Source organism: Sporosarcina sp. FSL K6-5500 (genome assembly GCF_038005665.1).
In the GTDB taxonomy this organism is placed as follows: domain Bacteria; phylum Bacillota; class Bacilli; order Bacillales_A; family Planococcaceae; genus Sporosarcina; species Sporosarcina psychrophila.
In genome coordinates, this window is the sequence record NZ_JBBOTP010000001.1 from 501,402 (window position 1) to 523,597 (window position 22,196).

The 22,196-nt window shown below is 41.2% G+C and carries 21 protein-coding genes; 11 read left to right on the plus strand and 10 right to left on the minus strand.

Features of this window, described 5'->3' with window-relative positions:
- Nucleotides 1-8: 8 nt before the first annotated feature.
- Both hemH and hemE read right to left on the minus strand, forming a co-directional pair.
- The gene (gene hemH / locus MKX62_RS02350) at nucleotides 9-941 is read right to left on the minus strand and encodes a ferrochelatase (RefSeq protein WP_340740575.1); all 933 of its coding nucleotides are present in this window, start codon (nucleotides 939-941) and stop codon (nucleotides 9-11) included.
- Nucleotides 942-971: 30 nt separating this feature from the next.
- Nucleotides 972-2,012, minus strand: coding sequence for a uroporphyrinogen decarboxylase (gene hemE, locus MKX62_RS02355; protein WP_067212102.1), 1,041 nt, complete (start codon nucleotides 2,010-2,012; stop codon nucleotides 972-974).
- A 215-nt stretch (nucleotides 2,013-2,227) separates the two neighbouring features.
- Here hemE and MKX62_RS02360 point away from each other — a divergent pair, with 215 nt between their 5' ends.
- From MKX62_RS02360 to MKX62_RS02370, 3 genes are all read left to right on the plus strand, one after another.
- The gene (locus MKX62_RS02360; protein WP_067212104.1) at nucleotides 2,228-2,737 is read left to right on the plus strand and encodes an antibiotic biosynthesis monooxygenase family protein; all 510 of its coding nucleotides are present in this window, start codon (nucleotides 2,228-2,230) and stop codon (nucleotides 2,735-2,737) included.
- Nucleotides 2,738-2,844: 107 nt separating this feature from the next.
- Nucleotides 2,845-4,011 (plus strand): M20 metallopeptidase family protein, encoded by a 1,167-nt coding sequence (locus MKX62_RS02365; RefSeq protein WP_067212106.1) that lies wholly within the window; start codon nucleotides 2,845-2,847, stop codon nucleotides 4,009-4,011.
- A gap of 470 nt (nucleotides 4,012-4,481) precedes the next feature.
- On the plus strand, nucleotides 4,482-5,009 hold the full coding sequence (locus tag MKX62_RS02370) for a competence protein ComK (RefSeq protein WP_340740576.1): 528 nt from the start codon (nucleotides 4,482-4,484) through the stop codon (nucleotides 5,007-5,009).
- A gap of 113 nt (nucleotides 5,010-5,122) precedes the next feature.
- Here MKX62_RS02370 and MKX62_RS02375 read toward each other — a convergent pair whose 3' ends face one another.
- The 4 genes from MKX62_RS02375 to MKX62_RS02390 all read right to left on the minus strand — a co-directional run bounded on the left by MKX62_RS02375 (nucleotide 5,123) and on the right by MKX62_RS02390 (nucleotide 8,041).
- On the minus strand, nucleotides 5,123-5,356 hold the full coding sequence (locus tag MKX62_RS02375; protein WP_340740577.1) for a hypothetical protein: 234 nt from the start codon (nucleotides 5,354-5,356) through the stop codon (nucleotides 5,123-5,125).
- 179 nt (nucleotides 5,357-5,535) lie between these two features.
- Entirely contained in the window at nucleotides 5,536-6,105 is a 570-nt protein-coding gene (locus MKX62_RS02380) for a nuclear transport factor 2 family protein (protein WP_187045611.1), read from the minus strand.
- A gap of 75 nt (nucleotides 6,106-6,180) precedes the next feature.
- Nucleotides 6,181-6,861: a response regulator transcription factor gene (locus tag MKX62_RS02385; protein ID WP_340740578.1), complete on the minus strand. Its 681-nt coding sequence runs from the start codon at nucleotides 6,859-6,861 to the stop codon at nucleotides 6,181-6,183.
- Between the two features lie 22 nt (nucleotides 6,862-6,883).
- Complete coding sequence (locus MKX62_RS02390; RefSeq protein ID WP_340740579.1) at nucleotides 6,884-8,041, minus strand: sensor histidine kinase; 1,158 nt, start codon at nucleotides 8,039-8,041, stop codon at nucleotides 6,884-6,886.
- A gap of 159 nt (nucleotides 8,042-8,200) precedes the next feature.
- On the opposite strand from MKX62_RS02390, the gene MKX62_RS02395 reads away from it, so the two are divergent.
- Both MKX62_RS02395 and MKX62_RS02400 read left to right on the plus strand, forming a co-directional pair.
- Nucleotides 8,201-8,833: a YigZ family protein gene (locus tag MKX62_RS02395; protein ID WP_340740580.1), complete on the plus strand. Its 633-nt coding sequence runs from the start codon at nucleotides 8,201-8,203 to the stop codon at nucleotides 8,831-8,833.
- Between the two features lie 149 nt (nucleotides 8,834-8,982).
- Nucleotides 8,983-10,038, plus strand: coding sequence for an LCP family protein (locus MKX62_RS02400; protein ID WP_340740581.1), 1,056 nt, complete (start codon nucleotides 8,983-8,985; stop codon nucleotides 10,036-10,038).
- Nucleotides 10,039-10,174: 136 nt separating this feature from the next.
- Here the strand turns inward: MKX62_RS02400 and MKX62_RS02405 are convergent, their stop codons facing one another.
- The gene (locus tag MKX62_RS02405; RefSeq protein ID WP_067212122.1) at nucleotides 10,175-11,218 is read right to left on the minus strand and encodes a glycosyltransferase family 4 protein; all 1,044 of its coding nucleotides are present in this window, start codon (nucleotides 11,216-11,218) and stop codon (nucleotides 10,175-10,177) included.
- A 532-nt stretch (nucleotides 11,219-11,750) separates the two neighbouring features.
- Between MKX62_RS02405 and secA2 the strand changes: the two genes are divergently transcribed.
- Together secA2 and MKX62_RS02415 are read left to right on the plus strand one after the other, a co-directional pair.
- Nucleotides 11,751-14,114 (plus strand): accessory Sec system translocase SecA2, encoded by a 2,364-nt coding sequence (gene secA2 / locus MKX62_RS02410; protein WP_340740582.1) that lies wholly within the window; start codon nucleotides 11,751-11,753, stop codon nucleotides 14,112-14,114.
- Complete coding sequence (locus MKX62_RS02415; protein ID WP_067212129.1) at nucleotides 14,111-15,013, plus strand: accessory Sec system S-layer assembly protein; 903 nt, start codon at nucleotides 14,111-14,113, stop codon at nucleotides 15,011-15,013. Before secA2 ends, MKX62_RS02415 begins: the two co-directional genes overlap by 4 nt.
- Nucleotides 15,014-16,070: 1,057 nt before the next feature.
- Here the strand turns inward: MKX62_RS02415 and MKX62_RS02420 are convergent.
- A complete protein-coding gene (locus MKX62_RS02420) occupies nucleotides 16,071-16,562 on the minus strand; it encodes a C40 family peptidase (protein ID WP_067212133.1) in 492 nt (163 codons plus the stop codon).
- Nucleotides 16,563-16,776: 214 nt separating this feature from the next.
- Here MKX62_RS02420 and MKX62_RS02425 point away from each other — a divergent pair, with 214 nt between their 5' ends.
- Nucleotides 16,777-17,112: a hypothetical protein gene (locus MKX62_RS02425; RefSeq protein WP_340740583.1), complete on the plus strand. Its 336-nt coding sequence runs from the start codon at nucleotides 16,777-16,779 to the stop codon at nucleotides 17,110-17,112.
- A gap of 71 nt (nucleotides 17,113-17,183) precedes the next feature.
- On the opposite strand, the gene MKX62_RS02430 is transcribed toward MKX62_RS02425, so the two are convergent.
- Nucleotides 17,184-17,885, minus strand: coding sequence for a glucosamine-6-phosphate deaminase (locus MKX62_RS02430; protein WP_187045617.1), 702 nt, complete (start codon nucleotides 17,883-17,885; stop codon nucleotides 17,184-17,186).
- Between the two features lie 286 nt (nucleotides 17,886-18,171).
- On the opposite strand from MKX62_RS02430, the gene MKX62_RS02435 reads away from it, so the two are divergent.
- From MKX62_RS02435 to MKX62_RS02445, 3 genes are read left to right on the plus strand one after another with little or no spacing between them, the layout of a single operon-like run.
- A complete protein-coding gene (locus tag MKX62_RS02435) occupies nucleotides 18,172-18,318 on the plus strand; it encodes a cytochrome c oxidase subunit 2A (protein ID WP_082786682.1) in 147 nt (48 codons plus the stop codon).
- 23 nt (nucleotides 18,319-18,341) lie between these two features.
- Nucleotides 18,342-18,845: a cytochrome c oxidase subunit II gene (locus MKX62_RS02440; RefSeq protein WP_067212141.1), complete on the plus strand. Its 504-nt coding sequence runs from the start codon at nucleotides 18,342-18,344 to the stop codon at nucleotides 18,843-18,845.
- Nucleotides 18,845-20,500 (plus strand): b(o/a)3-type cytochrome-c oxidase subunit 1, encoded by a 1,656-nt coding sequence (locus MKX62_RS02445; protein WP_340740584.1) that lies wholly within the window; start codon nucleotides 18,845-18,847, stop codon nucleotides 20,498-20,500. The genes MKX62_RS02440 and MKX62_RS02445 overlap by 1 nt, the downstream gene beginning before the upstream one ends.
- 246 nt (nucleotides 20,501-20,746) lie before the next feature.
- Here MKX62_RS02445 and MKX62_RS02450 read toward each other — a convergent pair whose 3' ends face one another.
- Complete coding sequence (locus MKX62_RS02450; RefSeq protein WP_067212146.1) at nucleotides 20,747-22,060, minus strand: NAD-dependent malic enzyme; 1,314 nt, start codon at nucleotides 22,058-22,060, stop codon at nucleotides 20,747-20,749.
- Nucleotides 22,061-22,196: the final 136 nt, after the last annotated feature.

A 22,196-nucleotide genomic window follows, 5' to 3' on the forward strand; every position in this document is an offset into this window, starting at 1 on the left:
CAACCATATTAAGCTTCTTTCATCTTTTCAAATACTGCATCCACCATCGCATCGATGAAGAGTGGGTCGATGTTCGGCATTGCCGGACGGTAGTAGGATGCACCGATTTCATCACACACAACTTTACACTCATAATCATTGTCAAATAGTACTTCGAGATGGTCGGAAACAAATCCAACTGGCGTATAAACAAATGTTGTATATCCTTTTTCATTATGCAAATCGCGTGTTAAATCTTGAACGTCGGGACCAAGCCATGGTTCAGGCGTTTGCCCTGCACTTTGCCAACCTAGTTCATAGTTTTTCACACCAGCAGCTTTTGCAATCAATTCAGCTGTTTCTTTCAACTGATCTGGATATGGATCACCATTCGCGATTATTTTTTCCGGCAACGAATGCGCTGAAACAATCAGACATGCTTTCGCTCTCTCTTCTTCGCTCATGCTGTCGAATGTACCGCGCACTTGATCAGTCCAGAATTCAATAAACTTCGGCTGTTTGTACCAACTTTCGACAGAAGTAATTGTGATACCATGCTTGTCAGCCTCTTCTTTCGTGCGGCCATTGTATGACTTGACAGAAAACGTCGAGAAATGCGGCGCCAGTACGATTGAGACCGCTTCTGTAATCCCGTCTTCATGCATTTTTTCTACCGCATCCTCAATAAATGGTGCAATATGTTTCAATCCAATATAGACCTTGAATTCAATGTCATCCTGCACTTCATTCAGACGGTTGCAAAGCGCGTTTGCTTGATCTTCAGTAATTCGCGCAAGCGGAGAAATCCCGCCAATTGCCTCATAGCGATTGCGAAGGTCCTCCAATTGTTCAGGTGCAGGCGGGCGACCGTGGCGGATATGCGTATAATACGACTCAATATCCTCTTCCTTATTCGGAGTCCCATAAGCCATCACTAAAAGTCCCATTTGTTTCTTTGTCATAACATTCACCTCTTCGTTTGGATCAGCACGTTATTTACGCAGCTGTGCACTATATTCATGAACAAATTCAGTTAATCGTTTCAATGTTGCTGGTTTCACATCAGGGAACACGCCATGACCAAGGTTGAAAATGTGGTTACCATGCTCTACGCCTTGTTCAATGATTACTTTCGCGCGTTCTTCGATAATGCTCCAATCTGCAAGTAGCAGTGACGGGTCAAGATTTCCTTGCAACGGCTTCGTTAGACCGCGCTCTCCTGCTTCTTTTACAGATAAGCGCCAGTCGAGACCAACAACGTCTACAGGCAAGTCATGCCATTCGTTTGCCAAGTGGCTTGCGCCGACACCGAATGTGATTAGTGGAACGTTCAATTTACGCAGCTCTGTGAAAATACGCGTCATAACTGGTTTGATGAAGATTCGGTAATCAGATACATTTAATGCCCCTACCCACGAATCAAAGATTTGAATTGCTTTTGCACCCGCATTAACTTGTGCAGTAATATACGTAATCGTCATATCTGCTAGTTTGTCCATCAATGCGAACCATGCTTCCGGCTCAGATACCATGAATGATTTCGTCAAGTTGTAGCTTTTCGATGGACCGCCTTCAATCATATAACTCGCAAGCGTAAATGGTGCCCCCGCAAAGCCGATAAGCGGAACATTCAATTGTTCCTTCGTCAATATTTTAATCGTTTCAAGAACGAAAGGAATATCATCTTGTGGTGATAGATCGCCAAGATTATGGACATCTTGAACTGTACGGATTGGATTTGAGATAACTGGACCAATGCCCGCTTTTATTTTCACATCAATACCAATTCCCGGCAGTGGTGTAACGATGTCTTTGTAAAGAATTGCCGCGTCGACATTATACTGATCAACTGGAAGCTTTGTTACATATGCGCAAAGTTCAGGTTGGTGTGTAATCTCTTCAAGAGAATATTTCTCCTTGATTTTTAGGTATTCCGGTTGTGAACGCCCTGCCTGCCTCATGTACCAAGCCGGTGTATGATCAATTTTCTCGCCTCTTGCAGCGCGTAAAAGTGTATCATTGAATTTTGTCATTTGGTTTATTCCCACTTTCTTAATTAACTATTTCCGTGTTACATATCCGTACTCAATATAGACGTTTCCCTTTGCAAAGTATAGCTTTTAGCCCCGTTATTCATACAATTGTGCTAACTTCTTACTTTTTTCGCCATCATTTTGTCAAAGTTTGTTTTAAGTTCTCAAATAGGGGAAAATAGATAAATAAGAACTACAAGGAGGTTTTTTTGAAAATGAATATTTATATGACATCGGGTACACCTGAATTTATGGAAAGTTTAAAAGAAAAATATGCGGCAGAAAGCTTGATTGCCATGCATGGTCATGGTAATTCTCTTTTACTGCATGAAACGGTAGGTAAAACTGTGTTCCAAACACCACGCCGTTACGAAGTCATTAGCTCCTCGGGAACACTGCAAGATAACGGTTATTTCGTTTTCAACAATATTCCCGTCACGGATGAAGGACGTCCAGTTTTTGAGCATCGCTTTACAGAACTTACGGGTGCTATTGAATCTGAACTCGGATTCATCGCATTTCGTTTGCTCCGCCCACTCGATTCAGACACGTATATCGTTCTGACAGAATGGTCTGATAGCACCCATTATACAAGATGGGAAAACTCATCTGCTTTCGACAAGGCTCACTCCTCAAATCATGCAGAAGCAGGCGTCGATACTTCGCTTCATATTTTCTCGAGCGCTCCTTATGTAACAACTTATACCACGAAAGATAAGATATAAAACGCGCGACCCGAACTACGGGTTGCGTTTTAGTGTTCCCTCTCAAATGTTTGCTATAATAGAAGTAGCAACATTCAAATTAGATAATTTTTAGGGGGAACAGTCCATTGAAAGAACAATTGTATGAAAAGCTCGATAGCGCTTATGAGGATATGGTCGTTATTCGCCGCCACCTTCACATGAATCCTGAATTATCTTTTAAGGAAGAAAAAACTGCGCAGTACATACATGATTTTTACGCTGACCTTGGTATTGAAGTACGTAAGGGGGTTGGCGGCAATGGTGTCGTTGCAAGGGTTTCGGGTGGTAGACCTGGTAAGACGGTTGCACTACGTGCAGATTTCGACGCGCTACCCATTCAAGATGAAAAGGATGTAGCGTATAAATCAACTGTTCCAGGCGTCATGCATGCTTGTGGTCACGATGGGCACACTGCTACACTCCTACAGCTTGCAAAAGCCATTCATGAACTGCATGAAGACCTTGCTGGCGACTATGTTTTCATCCACCAACACGCAGAAGAATTTGCTCCAGGCGGTGCAATTTCCATGATTGAAGACGGTTGCCTTGATGGGGTTGATGTCATTTTTGGAACGCATCTATGGTCTTTGACACCTTTAGGTACAATCGAATATTTGACCGGTCCTGTAATGGCAGCGGCTGACCGTTTCGACATTAAAATCCAAGGCGCAGGCGGTCACGGTGCGGCTCCGCATCAAACGAAAGACGCTATCGTTATTGGCGCACAGCTAGTGATGAATTTACAGCAACTTGTTTCCCGTCGCGTCGATCCAATTGACTCGGCAGTGTTATCTATCGGTTCATTCGTTGCACAAAACGCATTTAATGTCATAGCCGATTCAGCAAAACTAGGCGGTACGGTACGGACATTCAACCCTGACATTCGCCATTTGATGGAACGCGAAATGAAACGCGTTGTTGACGGGACTGCGCTTGCAAATGACTGTACAATCGATTTCGAATATGTACGCGGCTATCCAGCTGTTGTCAATCACAAAGCCGAAACAGAATTTCTGAAGACTGTCGCGGAAGGTATTCTTGGCGTGGAATCAGTCGTGGAATCGACACCACAAATGGGCGGCGAAGATTTTGCATATTATTTAGAAAAAGTACCTGGTACATTTTTCTTCACTGGCGCAAAACCTGACAACCCATATCCACATCATCACCCAAAATTCGACATCGATGAAAATGCGATGCTACTCGCAGCGAAAACACTCGGCGCTGCAGCTATCGATTTCCAAAATTTATAAAACCAAGGTCTTCCCTCTTAAATTTAGGAGTAGAAGGCCTTTTTTTACATGAAATACTGGTGAGTAGGTCTTGGAAAAATCCATTTTCACTGGACCATTTCCTTTTGCTTTCGGCGAACTAATCACGGCATATCTATCGTAAGGCATGTGTGGCTAGTAGGTGATTATTTTATTCACTGCTTACTATTATGATAAAACTCTAGACGCCTTATGTACAAGTGCAAATATAGACTTGTATGCTTTTCTTACAGGTTCTTCATGTAAGAAAGTGAATAATCAACAGACGTGATACAAAATCCCACTCATTCGAAATAACAACAAATTTCATTTTAGGAAATAGCATAATACGAGTGATAATAGTACTAAAAAACAAAATAGTTCAAATAGTTTAATTAAATGGTTGCATTTTAAATTTTCTAATTTATACTAGGACTTATGAAACAATAATAAACTATAAGGGGTGCATGTTATTGGTTAAAAAGAAATGGTTAGGGAAATACATTGTTTCTTTCAATACATTTTTGTTACTACCTGTGGTCCAAGGAAATAAACTATCAACGCTTGTAATCGAACGAAACGGTGAATTGAACGTTTCACGAAAACCCGTTCACATTGTTAAAAATTCTTGTCATTATTATGGTGGTTCTTTACAAAATTCAACAAATACAGCAAAACTAGCAATTGGAAAACGCCATAAAACGCCTATAATTATCGCTCATGATTTCGGAGTACCTTATATCTTTCTACCAACAATGTCTCCGAATTCAGAAGAGAACATCTGGGTTTCCTATAGTGCGATTGATAATATAGAACCAGATGGTATGGGCTGTATTCTCTACTTGGAAAATGGTCTTTCCTTCAAGCTCGATATTTCAGCTACAACAATGTTTCGCCAATATGCAGTCGCTGCTCTTCTCGAAAAAAACTTTTTGAAAAAACAAAGACAATTGAACAGGCCATCAAAATTCGATAAATTTGACTTCCCGGATGAGGATTGACTTAATTTTCAAACATGGCGATGTAAATGTTTAACAGTTCCTTCATCCAATTACGTGAGCGGATGTTCAAATAACGTCTGTGGTCCTTATTGTCCCCGTATACGAAAATATACTCAGTGAAAATAGCGTATGACTTTCATATTCTGGCGACGTAAGTAGATGGTTGTTTCCCCTAGTTCAGCACGTGCAGCTCTTGTTGCTTCATCAACAAGTTTGACATAAGGTCCTTTCAGTTTGAATGGACCTTTTTCAAACGAATCTCGATCCTTTTCCAATATAATAAGAAGCATCGGCAAATAAATCATATTCTCAAAATGCGGCAATGCCTCCGCAGATATTAAATTCATTTTAACTGTTCCTACCCCCATACAGAACATTAGTTCTCGTTATTGTATACCCATATCGCTGATAAAACAACCTACAAATTTTTTGTAGGTTATATGATTTTGTAGAGGACTGTACGACAGCCACGAAACAAAAAAGACTTTCGGCTATTACAGCTGAAAATCTTACAGATGAACCACATTTACTCTTTCCCGTCATCACCGATGTAATGCACCGATGCAGCTTTCCAATCGTCACCATTTTTCGTAAATACGGTCACTTGTCTTCCATCTTGTTTTGTCACAAGACCAGTAGATACTTGTTTATATGATGTATTCAAATTCGAGAAGACTTGGGCTTCCTTATCAGAATACTTTACAATCGTTACGTTCGATATTTCGCGATTTAGCTCATATTCACTAAATTGCTCTTCCATGAACGCACGTTCTTCCTCAAAATCATAGTCTTCCGGAGACAGTGTATTCAAATAGCCATCGATATCTTGTTCATTCAGCGTATCGATATACACCTCATATACTGCTAAAATTTGTTCTTTCTCCTCAACCGGAACACCAGAAGCTTCTTCTATAACTCCTCCCTCTAAGCTAAAACCCACTTTTTTGTCTTCCACACCATGATCAATTGCACCGTTTTCATTCGCCGCCTCGCCATCATTGACCGAGCCGCTTCCAGTCGACTTCTCTCCATCGCTACTGCACGCGCCAAGTAGTAAAAGAACCGACATACTTATAGGAACAAATATTTTTTTCATTTTCTTTCCTCCTGAACAGGTAAAAAGGCCGCTCCAACTGGATGGCCTTTCTCCTTTTATTGAACAAAGTCCGAATTACTTCACTTCAACCCAACCATTTTTAATAGCAGTTACAACTGCTTGTGTCCGGTCATTTACAGCCATTTTTTGCAAAATACTTGAAACGTGGTTTTTAACCGTCTTTTCAGAAATGAATAACGTTTCTCCGATTGTCCGGTTACTTTGCCCATCCGTCAACAGTTGCAATACTTCACACTCACGTTTTGTAAGTAAGTGGAATGGTCGGCGGATATCATTTTGCTGGAATGATCCTTTATGCTCCCGTTCACTCAATCTGCGGAATTCCGTAACAAGGTTATGTGTCACTTTCGGGTGAAGATACGAACCGCCCATCTCAACGACCTTAATCGCTTGAACGATTGCATCTGCATCCATCTCTTTCAGCATATAGCCAAGCGCACCCGTTTTCAGTGCATGCGATACATATGACTCGTCATCATGAATCGACAACATAATTACCTTCGCATCAGGAAACTCTTTGACAAGATTCTCAGTCGCATCAATACCATTCATACGTGGCATATTAATATCCATAAGAACAACATCCGGTTCGCACTGTCTATAAAGTTCATTTACTTCGCTACCGTCATCACCTTCTGAAACAACTTCAAAAGAATCTTCAAAGTCCAGAATTCTCTTTACCCCTTCACGGAATAATTGATGATCATCTACAATTAATATTTTCGTAACAGTCATAGTCATTTCCTCCCCAATATATCTAGCCGTCAATTATTTCATTTCGAAGCGGGATCCGGAAATGAATCATCGTACCATTGCCAGGCGTTGAAGTGATTGTCATATCGCCTTTTAATAAATCGATTCGTTCCCGCATCCCAATCAAACCGAACGACTTATCTTTCACTTCATTCTGGTTGAATCCTTGTCCATTATCCTTAATGATAATATTCATTATATCGCGAAGCCATTCAGTTTTCACCCAAACATCCTTCGACTTTCCATGTTTCAATGCATTTGATACAGATTCTTGTACAAGTCGAAAGACCGACACTTCAAAATTCGTTTGAAAACGCTGCTCTTGTCCACTATTTTGAAAGTGAATTTCAACATTCTTTTCATATTCTTCGATTGTCGACAAATACTTTCTCAATGTCGGAATCAGGCCAAGATCGTCAAGCGCCATAGGTCGAAGATCATAAATGATACGCCGGACTTCATAAAGTGCATTCCTCACCATCACTTTGAGATCTGCTAGTTCACCCAATGCAGGTTTAGGACCTTTTTCTACAAAGATCTTTTCAATCAATCCAGTACGGATCATCACATTCGCCAACATTTGCGCTGGTCCATCATGAATGTCACGGGAAAGCCTTTTGCGCTCCTCTTCCTGTGCCTGAATAATTCTGATACTGAAATCCTGCTTGTGTCTAGCATTTTCAAGTGCTTCACCAACATTTTTTAAATCAGATGTCAAATAGTTAATAACGGTCGCCACTTGAGTAACAAGCTGATCCGCACGTTCAATTGTATCGAGTAGCGCTACAAGGCGTTTGTCCAAATCATCCCTACGTACACGCAGCTGCTTCTCCTGCATCCGGTTAATGGATAATCGAACATGTAATTCATTCGCAACTTCGTAAGCCTCTCTCACTTGTTCCTCTGAGTAATTCATGAAGTTCTTCGAGACGTCGGCGAGACGTTTGCGTGAATGGCCAGTCATATTCTCCAAATAGTCGCCTTCGGTTATTGCCTGGGAAATATCACTTTTGACCGTTGCAAGCTCTTTTTTCATATCATGAAAGCTTTGACGGCTTTGTTCGCTTATAATAAAGATATCGTTCTTTGAGTGATCCATAGCACGGACCATACTATTAAAGATTGTTTCAAGCGTTTGGATATCAACTATATTTTCATTCAATGTTAAGTTCCCTCCCGCCTACAGCCTGAAAAACCACATATATACTATAAGTAAGAAGTGTTACCGGAATACTGATTTCCTTACGCACTTCATTATAGTATATCATCATAGTACCAAATGGATATTAAGATTGTATTACAAGTTATGGGGGTGCCGCAAATGCGAGCAGATTATTATACAGTTAAAGATTACGGTGAAAGTGAATTAATCATTCAAAAGTCTAGATTTCTCACCTATGTGTTACGTGCAGAGACGGAAGATGAAGCTCTCGAGTTCATTCAGGAAATCAAGAAAAAGCATCATAATGCTAACCACAACTGTTCGGCCTATATGATTGGCGAGCACGATACTATCCAAAAAGCGAATGATGATGGAGAACCAACAGGTACGGCTGGCGTGCCAATGCTCGAAGTCTTGAAAAAACAAGGGTTAAAAGATACTGTCGTCGTTGTGACGCGCTATTTTGGGGGTATCAAGCTTGGAGGCGGTGGGTTAATTCGTGCGTATGGCCGCGCGACGTCTGAGGGCATTACAGCCACGGGTACTGTCGTAAGAAAACTTCATCATCTAATGAGAGTAACAATTGATTATACATGGCTCGGAAAAGTCGAAAATGAGATAAGACAGTCCTCTTATCCACTAAAAGAAATTTCCTATGCGGACGGCGTCAACTTATTCGTATACGTTCCAGTGACAGAAGAGGATGGTTTCACTGCTTGGATGGCCGAATTAACAAATGGTCAGGCGGAAATTGTGTCGACTTCTAGCGAATTTCTCGAGTTCGACAACTAACTAAAAAAATAGTATAATAGAAAAGGTCATGAGTATTCATGTCACAAAACCTTGTGATCCGTTATGCTATCTCTACCTTTTGACGATATTTGTCAATTATATGATCAGCTATGAAGAACTTCCATAGTCGATTCTGGAGGAACTAAAAAATGAAAAGAAAAGACTATAAAAAAAGAAAAAAATCGTCTGCTAAACGCTTAGCCTTAAAAGTTACGCTTCTTCTTACGTTGTCCCTATTTATTGTTGTTGCGGCATACGCTGCTTCACTTCAGAAAAAAGCAGAAAGTATGGCAGTTAGTGCGTATGAAGCCGTCCCTGACCGACCAAAATCCGAAATTCGCGAAGTAAAAGTCGAGCCAGCAAACGATAATGTTTCAATTCTATTCATCGGTGTCGATGACAGTGAAGCGCGCCATCAAGGAGAGAGCAACAGCCGTTCGGATGCACTTCTACTTGCTACATTGAATCCGGCGAGTAAATCTGTAAAATTGGTCAGTATTCCGCGTGATTCATACGCCTATATCCCAGAAGTCGGATATCGTGATAAAATCACCCATGCCCATGCATTCGGCGGAACACGTGCAACAATCGAAACAGTTGAAGAATTGTTTGAGATTCCTGTCGATTACTATGTGAGGATGAATTTCAATGCATTCATTGATGTTGTTGATGCAATTGACGGAATCGACGTAGAGGTTCCATATAATAGAACTGAAAAAGACGAAAATGATAAATATACGATTCATCTGAAAAAAGGTCTGCAACATCTTGACGGCAAACACGCCCTTGCGCTTGCGCGAACACGTAAACTCGATACCGACGTCGAACGCGGAAAACGTCAGCAAATGATCTTACAGGCAATCATGAAAGAAGCCGCTTCAGTAAAATCAATAACGAAGTATGGTGATGTTATTGAGGCAGTTGGCGAGAATATGAAAACTGACATGACGTTTGACGAAATGAAATCGTTCTTGGAATATGTAAAAGGCGGTATGCCACAAGTCGATACACTAAGTTTGAAGGGTTACGACGACATGTCTACGGGAATTTATTACTGGAAACTTGATGAAACCTATTTAGCTGAAGTGAAGAACATATTGCAAGCACATCTTGGTCTCATCCCCGACTCATCTAGTCTGACTGACAGTGGTTCTACCATAACCGGTTCAACCGAAGAAGCTTTAGAAGATAGTTTTAATGAATGATACAAAAAGAACCAGGCTGAAAGTTAGCTGGTTCTTTTTTTCTTTCCACACATAATTCTATAAAAAATGGCCATGCTACCTTAATGAAAAGGTGCATGGCCATTTTTTCTTATTGTCTAGTGTACAAACAGCTGTGTTACTTACCAATCATCCGTACAAGATTTAACAACGGTCGATAGTTTGTACCGGCAAGACCGATTACTTCAACGAACAGTTCAATCGCGATAAGCATGACTACAATAAGCAGAATTGCTCCCCATACTGTCGCTTGCGAGAACAATACAGCTGCAACCCCAAACAGAATTGCAAGCGCATAAATGACCAAGACTGTCTGCCTATGTGAAAAACCGCTACGAAGTAAGCAATGGTGTAAATGTGATTTATCCGGTGCCATAATAGGCTGTTTCGTGCGTATACGGCGAACAATTGCGAAGAACGTGTCAGAAATTGGAATACCCAATATAATAACTGGGATAATCAGTGAAACGACAGCAACGTTCTTGAATCCTAATAATGCAAGAACCGAAATCATAAAGCCCAGGAACAAGGATCCGGTGTCTCCCATAAAGATTTTTGCCGGATGGAAATTGTAAAACAAGAAGCCAAGCGAGCTTGCCGCAAGAATCGAAGCTGTTGCAACTACGAATACATTCCCCATTATCATCGCCATAACAGCAATTGTAATGAGTGCAATCGTTGAAACACCTGCTGCAAGTCCATCCAATCCATCTATAAGATTTATAGCATTTGTAATGCCGATGATCCAAATAATTGTAATTGGAATACTTAAGTAACCAAAATCAAATTCCCCAATAAACGGTAAATTAATAACTTCAATTTGTAAACCGCCCCATACGACAACGACAATAGCCGCAGCCAATTGACCAGCAAGTTTTGCTTTCGCGGTAATTTCAAGCATATCATCGAGAAAGCCCATAACAATGATGATAACAGCACCGATAAGTATTCCAACAGCGTGTTCATCTTTCGGTAGTAATACCGCATAGCCAATTAGAAAAGCACCAAATATCGCAAGACCGCCGATTCGCGGCATAACAGACGCATGGACTTTCCGGTAATTCGGCCGATCGACCGCTCCTATCCGGAATGCCAATTTAATGACGAGTGGAGTAAGTAAGATGGAAGCTAGTAGTGCAGCAGCCATTGCAAGGAATAACATGTCCTTCCTCCCTATAGTAAATCGCTAATTTATCATACCAACAGTATCATAGCATATTTAAACAAGTAAAGCACTTTACTAGAAAACTCTATTCTATTTTTTCTTGCTGCCAAGGTCATTTAAATTTACTGTGCTAATAAGTTAAAATAAAGAAACTAATGAATTCACTCCGGCGCACAGGGATGCCCCCCTAAGCCAAGCAGCTTCGCCGTCAGTCTTATGGCTTCGGGTACTCCTGTAAGGCACTTTCGCTTAGATTGTACACCGTATTCGATACTTCAACTTCGTCCCACCTTTGTTTCGACTGATTATCATGACTTACACTACCTTTCCTTACATTACAAACTTACCGCGTCTAAACAGATGCTTGCGCTTCTGTTTATCTTATCTTCCCCTTCTCTTCCCCTAGATATCCCACACCTTCTGCTTCCTTATATATGTAGTTTTCAGCTCAAGGTAGTCATTTTCCATTCTTTTTGGTAAAATGGGGACGGGTCCTTTAAAGGGATCGGAAAAAAGGAGCGTTCATCCAATGCTATCAATATTCAAACGTTCAAATCAGACGAACGAAAGACAACTTCGAAAGTATCGGAAGATTGTCCAACAAATAAATAAATTAGAAGCTACATACGAACCAATGTCAGACGAACAACTAACAAGCATGACTACTATCTTCAAGGAGAGAATTCAATCTGGAGAAAAGATCCAATCTATTATTCCAGACGCTTTTGCTGTTGTTCGTGAAGCATCTAAGCGAATCCTTGGCATGCGTCATTTCGATGTTCAACTTATCGGCGGACTCGTTCTAACAGAAGGTAACATCGCTGAAATGCCTACAGGCGAAGGTAAAACGCTAGTCGCTTCCCTTCCTTCGTATGTGCGCGCACTTGAAGGAAAAGGAGTCCACGTTATTACCGTGAATGACTATCTTGCGAAGCGTGACTATGAACAAATTGGTCAAATCCATCGTTTTCTTGGCCTTACAGTTGGGTTGAATGTCCCAATGATGCAAGGTCCAGCAAAACACGCTGCTTACAATGCTGATATTACGTACGGAGTGGGAACTGAATTCGGTTTCGACTATTTGCGTGATAACATGGCGCAGCAAGTGTCACAAAAAGTTCAACGTCCCTACCATTTTGCAATCATCGATGAAGTTGACAGTATTCTTGTTGATGAAGCAAAAACACCATTAATCGTTGCTGGTAAAATGCAAGCGGATGCGGATCTTCATCACATTGCTGCACGTCTCGCAAAACGTTTCAAAAAAGGGGTCGATTTCGACTTTGATGATGAAACAAAAGCGACTTCCCTTACCGATACTGGAATCGGGAAAGTGGAAAAAGCATTTGGCATCGACAATTTATATGAATTGGAGCACCAAACGCTTTATCATTATATGATTCAATCATTACGTGCACATGTCATCTTCGAACGTGACGTTGACTACATCGTAAAAGAAGAGAAAATTGAACTTGTTGATATGTTCACGGGTCGAATCATGGAAGGACGCACACTTTCCGATGGCTTACACCAGGCAATTGAAGCAAAAGAAGGACTACCAATTACTGAAGAAAATAAAGCACAAGCACAAATTACAATCCAAAACTACTTCCGTATGTATAAAGAACTTTGCGGAATGACTGGTACGGCTAAAACACAGGAGAAAGAATTCCGCGAAGTGTACGGTATGGACGTTGTTCAAATTCCAACGAATCGTCCGCGTGCACGTATCGATTCACCTGATCGAGTATACAAAACGATTGATCAGAAATATAAGGCGATGGCGAAAGAAGTTGCTAAGCGTCATGAAAAAGGACAACCCGTCCTTGTCGGCACAACATCCATCTTACAATCTGAAAAAGTAGTAGCGTATTTAGATGAATACAAACTTACTTACAACTTATTGAACGCTAAAAGTGTCGAACAGGAAGTAGACCTTATTTCCCTCGCAGGACAACTCGGTCAAATCACAGTCGCGACAAACATGGCTGGACGTGGAACTGATATCGTGCTCGGTGAAAAGGTTGAAGAAATTGGTGGTCTTTTCGTACTTGGAACAGAAAAGCACGAAAGCCGTCGTATTGACAACCAGCTACGGGGACGTTCTGGAAGACAAGGTGACCATGGTGAGAGTCACTTCTTCCTTTCTCTCGAAGATGATATGTTCAAACGTTTTGCTAAAGAAGAGCTTGAGAAGTTCCTCAAAAAAGTAACAACAAATGAAGACGGTCTAGTGCAGAATCCCGAAGTAGATGAACTGACAGAACGGACACAGCGTATCGTAGAAGGTGCCCACTATTCAATGCGCGAATACAACTTAAAACTCGACGACGTCATTAATGATCAGCGTGAAGTCATCTATGGGCTTCGTAATAACGTCCTAGACCGCGAAGGTATCCTTGAACAATTAAAATCGATGCTTTCCGAGACAGTAGAATTTGTTGTTTTCGATAGTTGCCCAGATGAAGAGACTTCAAGCAATTGGGATTTCGAACGAATTGAACATACAATGAACAGCCTGTTGTTAGAACCTGTCGTAATTCCGCGGACGCTTGATAAGACGTCTGACATTCTAAAACTATATGATGCTCCACTTACTGAGTTGCTCGACTTCATCGAATCATTCTCAGACGATGAACAGATCAATCAGATGATTCCACAAGTAATGCTGTCTCATATTGATACGATGTGGGTCAAGCACTTGGAAGTTATGACACGCTTAAAAGAAGGTATCGGACTCCGTTCATATGGACAAGAGGACCCAATGCGGATTTATCAGCGTGAAGGACTCGAATTATTCGGGCGTCATTATCAAAAATTACGCCGTAACATCGCTTCTGAAGTTATTAGCTTTATGAAAGTTATTACACAACAACAGGAGGTACAACAATGAAGCTTTTCTCATTTTTCAAGAAAACCGAAAAGACAGGATCAGATAGCACAATCGGTTCCGAAGAGATTATTGATGGTCTAAACGCATCGACAAATACAGATGAGGTCGAGACTACGCTATCCCTACACCCAGAATGGAATGTACCACAGGAGCAAGAGTACGTTTTCCGCTTCCATTCGAATGAGCTAGAACCACTTAAACCGAACCAAATCTCCCTTTCAGGCATTGACATCGACGTTGAACCTGCTAATGGTAGCTGGCTCGTTAAAGCGTTTTTCCGTTCTTCACTAGACCAACAGATTTCAGTTGGATCAGTCGAACTGATGCTTCTTGATGAGGAAGGTAAAACACTCGCTTCCGATGAATTCGATTTGAAAGAGCTCGGCGATATTCCGGCACGAAGCGCAAGACCTTGGGTATTCGTCTTCACAAAAGACAATATCTTTGCAGAACAGCCACCAACAGAAAACTGGAAACTTGCATTTAACGTCCAATCGATGGTGCCTCACAAACTAGAGTTGGAGCAAACATGGGAAGACGGTTTAACAGCAGAACAAAAGGATGGACTTACAAAAGTTGTCGAAGGTCTTCCGAAATTGAAACCGCGTGAAGTAAATATTAGCGGATTCCAAGTAAAACAACAGGATGACGGTGGTATCGCAGCATCTGTATTTATCCGTAATGGTCACTCGAAACAAATCAATATCGAAAAGCTTCCACTAGAACTGATTGATGCATCTGGCGATCTAGTAGCTAGCGGTTCATTCGCCCTTGATCCACTTTCAGTAAAAGCAAACACTTCAAAACCATGGACGTTCATCTATCCAAAAGAAATGATTCAAAAAGATGAGCCAGACTTATCTCGCTGGACAGTTCGCGTACCACAACAAAACGCGTAACAACAGAAGCGCAAGCGCCTGTTTAGCCCCGAAAAGCGCTGAAAGGCTTGAAGATAAAGGCGTCCTTTTGCCTTTATCAGCAAGACTGAAGCGACTCGAGGGGCTAGGCGCTGGAGTCTAGACGTAAACAAAAGCGCAAGCGCCTGTTTAGCCCCGAAAAGCGCTGGAGGGCTTGAAGATAAAGGCGGCACATTCAAATCAGTTACATTCTGATTCGGATGTGCCGCCCTTTTTATTGCTATGTTGAACAAAGGAATGCCTATATTTATCGGACCGCGACTGTTGATTAACCATTTATTTGCATAAAATACCGGTGGGAGGGGCTTGATAACCTCCACTTTCACTGGACTATTTTCGGCCCGCTTTCGGCTAACTATTCATGACAGATTTACTGAGAGGTCCTAGTTTGGCTAGAAGTGACGGAGTCACTTCTAGCCAAACTTTTTTCAGTAATCCTGTTGTGAATAGTTGCCTGTCGCGTTCCTACACTATTCAAGTGAAAAATGCAGTTGTTTTGGAAGAAATGAATAGATGATATTCTATGGAGAGTGTAAGCGCCCGAAGATGAAATTTCGGGCACTCTAGCACATTGTAAAATGCGTTCCTTGCTTACTTTTAGTAAAGAATATGTATCTAATTCATGTGATGTCTTATAGAAAGTGACAGTTCTTTACTAAAAAAGAAAAAACCATATAGACAGCATCAGCCTCCAAAATTGCATCTTTGGAGGCTTTTCTCCTAGTAAGAAGCCAGCTATTCTTTCGTCTCAAAAAGCTTCATCACTTTGTGTACGTATACTTTTGGAGCACGACGGATGAAGGACCACCATACGATTACCGAAAAAATGTGTAGGGATGCAACAAACATCTCGGTAATCGTAATAGAAGTCATTCAATCCAAAGCGATCCAAAAGCACGACTATACAAGTAGCAGCCAGGGGGTGATCAAGTTAGTAACTGGAAAATTTTAATTAATCAACAGACGTGATGTTGAACATATATAGTGAAAAACAGCACCAAGTTCCCTATTAAGGGTACTCAGTGCTGTCTGTTTTGTTTTAATTGGCTGAAGCAACTGCATTCACACCTGAGATGCGTTTTGCACCTACGTAGCGTTCACCCCAATAATAAGGGTCATTCAACTTATCAACGCGTACACCTTTTGATGTCGATGCGTGCGCAAATTTACCATCACCTATGTATATGCCAACGTGTGAAACTCGTTTGCCTGCTGTATTGAAGAATACGAGGTCTCCCGTTTCTAAATTCGCTTTACTAACAGAAGTTCCTGATGCATGCATACTAGCAGCAGTACGCGACACTTGGACATTATGTTGCTTGAATACATATGATACGTACCCCGAACAATCAAACCCACTCGTCGTGTTACCACCGTAACTGTACTTGACGCCAATTAGACTTGTTGCCGTTTTTGAAATTGCAGCAGGTTTTGACGAAGCTTCGGCTTGTCCAACGAAAGGAGCGACGAGTAGTAGAAATGACATAGCTATAATTGTAATGGACTTTTTGAATGTGAATGTAAGTTTCATCTGTTCCCCCAAAGGATTAATTTATCTGAAATAATGATCTGTTACAACCTTAACACGCTTCAAACGCCTCCTACATTACAATTGTGTAACAAGTCTATTACACTACTTGTATTAAAGGAGACTTTCGAAACATTATTGTCTTTTTATGGGGTTTATAGTTTTTTAAAACGGGAATTTAGTAAAGTAGCATCTAATTTAATGGGAGGCGTTTGAAGTGAAACACGAAGATGACATTTCAGATAATACGCAAGAGTCTTTTCTTGAAGCACAAGAAAAAGCCCATGGTTGGTTAGGTAACGAAAAAATCGATAAGAAATATTCCGCAAAAAATTATATTCATAATCCATATCTCGATCACGCAGCAGGTGATTATGAACCCCTGAAAGAAGATAGCCGTTTTCATAATTCAGAAGACCCACACCGAACGACTGGGAAATTCAACAAAGAGCGTGGTTTCTCTCAAAAAAAACGTGATGCACTAATTGCCAAAAATGGGCAGCTTGGTGATATGCAAACTATATTCAGTACATTGAATCATGATCGACACTAATCCTCTTCTTTCTATAATAACAAAAAGGTGAGTGCTACTAATCGTAGTCACTCACCTTTTTGTTTAGCTTATTAAATTTCTAAATCCGTAATGACGATGACATCTTTGTGATCAACTAATTTTGTAATCGGCCACTCAGTCGTTACATTACCTTCAAGCAACTTCTCGATAGCTGCTCGTTTCTTTTCACCAAATGCTAGTAAAACAATTTTTTTCGCACCTAATATCGAACTAATTCCCATCGATAAAGCTGTTTCAGGGATTTTTTCATCATTTTCGAAGTACTGGCTATTCACACCCAATGTCGATTCCGTCAATTGCGCTACATGTGTAACGGAATCAAAAGGAAGTCCAGGTTCGTTGAATGCGATATGGCCATTCTCTCCTACTCCAAGTAGCTGGATGTCGAGTGGGTACTCTTCTAAAAGATCTTCATAAGCGGCACATTCTTCAACCAAATCTTCAGCCATCCCATCCGGAATATTTGTTTTTCTAAATTCTTTCTTATCAAACAGATGCTCACTCATAAAATAAGCGTAGCTGTTCGGGCTTGATTCAGGTATTCCGATATACTCATCCAAATTAAAAGTGACAATATTGGAGAAATCAAGATTTGACGAAACCCATTTATCGTAAACAGGAATCATTGTACTTCCTGTTGCCAGCCCAAGTACGTTTAGACGTCCACTTTCAATTTCGTTTTTAATGATTTCGTAAACTTGTTCTGCGCCTTGTTCAGGGCTTTCAACTTTTATAAGTTTTAGATTTTTCATATAGATCAACCAACTTCCATTAAGATTTTGCTCTCGCTTTATTGTAATTTCCCTAAACAGTCTGGTCAACTTTAATCGAACTTAACATACCATCTTCTTTTCTCACATGCATCTCTAGACCTTTATTATAGGTAATTGACGGAAATATGAAGAATGCGTGAACAACTTGTGAAACCCTCCCTTATATCCTTAGGCATAGGGTTTTCCCTAATTCCCATATTAAACCTTAAGACTATGATAAAGGTATGACAGCGAATCCACTTCGCCGGAAATAGGAGGTGTAATAATGGGGAAAAGAAATTCAATGAAACATCAACCCAATACGCATGAATCTACACATAGTTTGAAAGGTACTTTCATAGCCGTCATGCTGTTGGGTGCCGTCATTCTAGTATCTTGGTTCGGGTTTTATGCACTATTTTTATCTAGATAATAATTATATCAGGAGGGTTACTTATGCATTTGCACAAATATGAAAAGATATGGCTTGTTTTCGGAATGGCTTCACTCGTCCTATTCCTACTAATTATCGGCTTCGCTGCTTTCTGGAAAGGGACGCATCCGCAGAGCCATATTGAAACAATCGATCCACAAAATGTTGAAGCACATGACGCATTCAAGCCTGAAAATCTTGGCATTCGTGAAGTAGCTGACGGCAAATATATCGTCAACATCGTTGCTTCTGCGTTCAACTATGATTTCGGTAAAGACACGGAAGGTACTGCTATTAAAACGATTCGCGTGCCAAAAGGTTCCACCGTTCTTTATCAAATCACAACAAAAGATGTTGTCCATGGCTTCCAAGTAGCTGGAACAAACGTCAACATGATGGTTGAACCTGGCCACATTAGTCGTTACGAGACTGTCATGAAAAATGCAGGCGAATTCACGATTGTCTGCAACGAATACTGCGGCATCGGTCACCACCAGATGTACGGAACAGTGGAGGTGTATGAATAATGACTAAGGTTCAATTACCGCTTTCTAAAAAAGAATCCAAATTATATATGGCATTCATGTGGGTTACTTATATCTCGCTTTTTGTCGGAGGTCTGATGGGTTTATTGCAGACTTTTGTCCGCTCTGGGAAATTCAAATTACCGTTTAATATTGATTATTATACAATCCTGACTGTTCACGGTGTCATTCTTGGACTCGTCTTAACAACCTTTTTCATTATCGGTTTCCAGTTTTCACTTATGGGGAAAACGGTTGGGATTTCGGATAAACAGTTGAAAGTCGCATGGCTGTCCTTCTGGGTAATGCTGATCGGAACCATCATGGCCGCGATTACGATTCTTGTAGGCGAAGCTTCAGTATTATACACATTCTATGCACCACTACGAGCTCACCCGGCATTTTATTTCGGTTTAGCACTCGTTATTATCGGTAGCTGGATTGCTGCCTTCGTTAACTTCCGTCAGCTTTACGTATGGAAGAAAGCACATAAAGGTGAAAAATCACCATTACCTGCATTTATGGTTATTATCAATATGCTTATGTGGTTCATCGCTACAATCGGCGTAGCAACATCTGTCCTAGTGCTGTTCATCCCTTGGTCACTTGGATATGCTGAAACAATCAATGTTTTACTAAGCCGTACGTTATTTTGGTATTTCGGACATCCACTCGTTTATTTCTGGTTACTTCCAGCTTATATGGCGTGGTATGTTGTTATTCCAAAGATCATCGGCGGAAAATTATTCAGTGATGCACTTGCTAGAATGGCTTTCATTCTATTACTAATGTTCTCGATTCCGGTCGGGTTCCATCACCAGTTGACAGAACCGGGTATTGACCCTACTTGGAAATTCATTCAAGTTGTGCTGACATTCATGGTTGTTATTCCGTCATTAATGACAGCATTCTCGATTTTCGCTTCATTTGAAACAACAGGCCGACGAAAAGGCTATAAGAGCTTATTTGGTTGGTTCAAAAAGCTTCCATGGAAAGATGTACGTTTCCTAGCACCATTCATCGGTATGGCTGCATTCATTCCGGGTGGAGTGGGCGGTATCGTTAACGCATCTCACCAAATGAATGCGCTCGTCCATAATACAATTTGGATTACAGGTCACTTCCATTTAACTGCTGCAACAACAGTCGTTCTAACATTTTTCGGGATTACGTATTGGCTTGTACCGCATTTAACGGGTCGACGACTGACTCCGAGATTGAATAGACTCGGGATTATTCAAACGTTTATTTGGACAATTGGTATGACAATTATGTCAGGTGCTATGCATATTCAAGGATTACTTGGCGGACCGCGTCGTTCAAGCTTCTCCGAATATGCAGGCGGCGAACAAGTAGCTACGTGGATCAATTATCAGATTGCGCAAGCTGTTGGAGGAACGATTTTGTTTATCGGCATCCTCTTAATGGTATACATTTTCATCCAACTGACATTCTTTGCACCACGCGGAGTTCAAGAATATCCGATTGCCGTAGAGGAAGACGATGCAGAGCCTACACCTAAAATTCTTGAAAACTGGTATCTATGGGTCGGGATTACAATTGCACTGATTCTGTTCGCTTACACAATTCCAGTCATTGATATACTGAAACACTCACCACCAGGTTCGCCGCCATTTGATTGGCTGATTGGTAGATAGTCACATTATGAAGCAGCTCTGATTTGCGGATATTGTCGTGAAATCTGGGCTGTTTTCATTTTGTTGGAATTGATGGGTTGGAGGGGGTTGGAGGGGGTTGGTTGGACCTCGCCCTATTTGTTGCACACTTTAGCGCATTGGTTGAACTCTTCCAGTAATACCATCAAGGCAATCCATAATCTACTCTGCTCCATATAAAAAAGCCTCTTACCTGGTTTATCTTCCCAGGTAAGAGGCCTTTATCAATTACAAGTTATTCGCAACTCGTTCAACCGCAGCTGCTACATTAAGATGGACGTTTGGATCAAGTGGATGTGGGACAAGATCGCCCGGTTTCGTGCTGTCGACAATTGCAAGTGCAGCTGCGATTAGCATCGGATAAGTAATTTCCTTCGCATGTGCATTTAGGGCACCGCGGAAAATACCTGGGAAGCCTAAGATATTATTAACGAGACGGCCATCTGCCGCAAATGCCGCGCCCGCTGCAAGTGCGTCTTCCGGGGTAATTTCAGCGTTTGGATTGGACAAAGCCAAGATAATTTGCCCTTTTCGTACCATTTCTGGTTTGATAAGTCCTGCAACGCCCGTTGTGGCTACGATAATGTCACACGTTGCCATCAATTCTTCAAGTGAATCAATGACTGTGCCGCCATGATCAGCAAGCCTCTGACGTGCGACTTCATTACGGTCAATACCACGCATTTCCTTCACACCATATTTCATAAGCATACGGCTAATTGCTAGACCAGCTGCACCAAGACCAATTTGGCCCACAACCGCTTCCGTTAGCAAAACATCTGTCTGTTGACAAGCTGAAATTACAGATGCCAACGTGACAACTGCTGTACCATGCTGATCATCGTGCATGACTGGAATCGACAGCTCCGCTTTCAACCGCTCTTCAATTTCGAAACAGTGTGGAGATCCGATATCCTCCAACAATATTCCACCAAACCCTTGCTGAATATGTTTAATTGTTTCTACAACTTCATCTGGATCACTCGTGTTAAGCAAGATAGGAATACCACTTATCCCAGCGAATTGATCAAATAACACAGCTTTTCCTTCCATTACAGGCATTCCCGCGACAGGTCCGATATTTCCAAGACCCAGAATCGCTGTGCCATCTGTCACGATTGCGACCGTGTTTGAGATTCCCGTGAAATATTTCGCCTGTTCCGGATCATTCTTGATAAGTTCACAAACGTTCGCAACGCCTGGTGTATAGACACGTCGCAAATCACCTAAAGAACGAATTTCCATACGGCCTTTCATATGAATCTTGCCACCTTCATGTGCTTGCAATACATCATCCGTTATAGCGTGAACACTAATTCCATCGCCGATTTGATTAACCGCTTCAACAATTTGCAACAAGTGCTCTTCACTTGTACATTGAATTGAAATATCACGAATCGTTGATAATGTACCTACTTTTATAGTTTGGATATCACCAATATCTCCATTTAATTGTCCGATAGCTAACGCAACTTTCGCGAAGTTGCCCGGCACTGATGGTGTTTCGATAATTAGATTACGCATAAATTGCACTTGTTCCATTGTATTACCCCCTGATTATACTTGCCAATCCTCATTTTACACGTATAGGACCAGGTCGTAAACATTTTATGACTTCGGTTATAATTAATCGCGAATTCACATATTTCACGCATAATTAAAGGAGTGTTTTTCCATA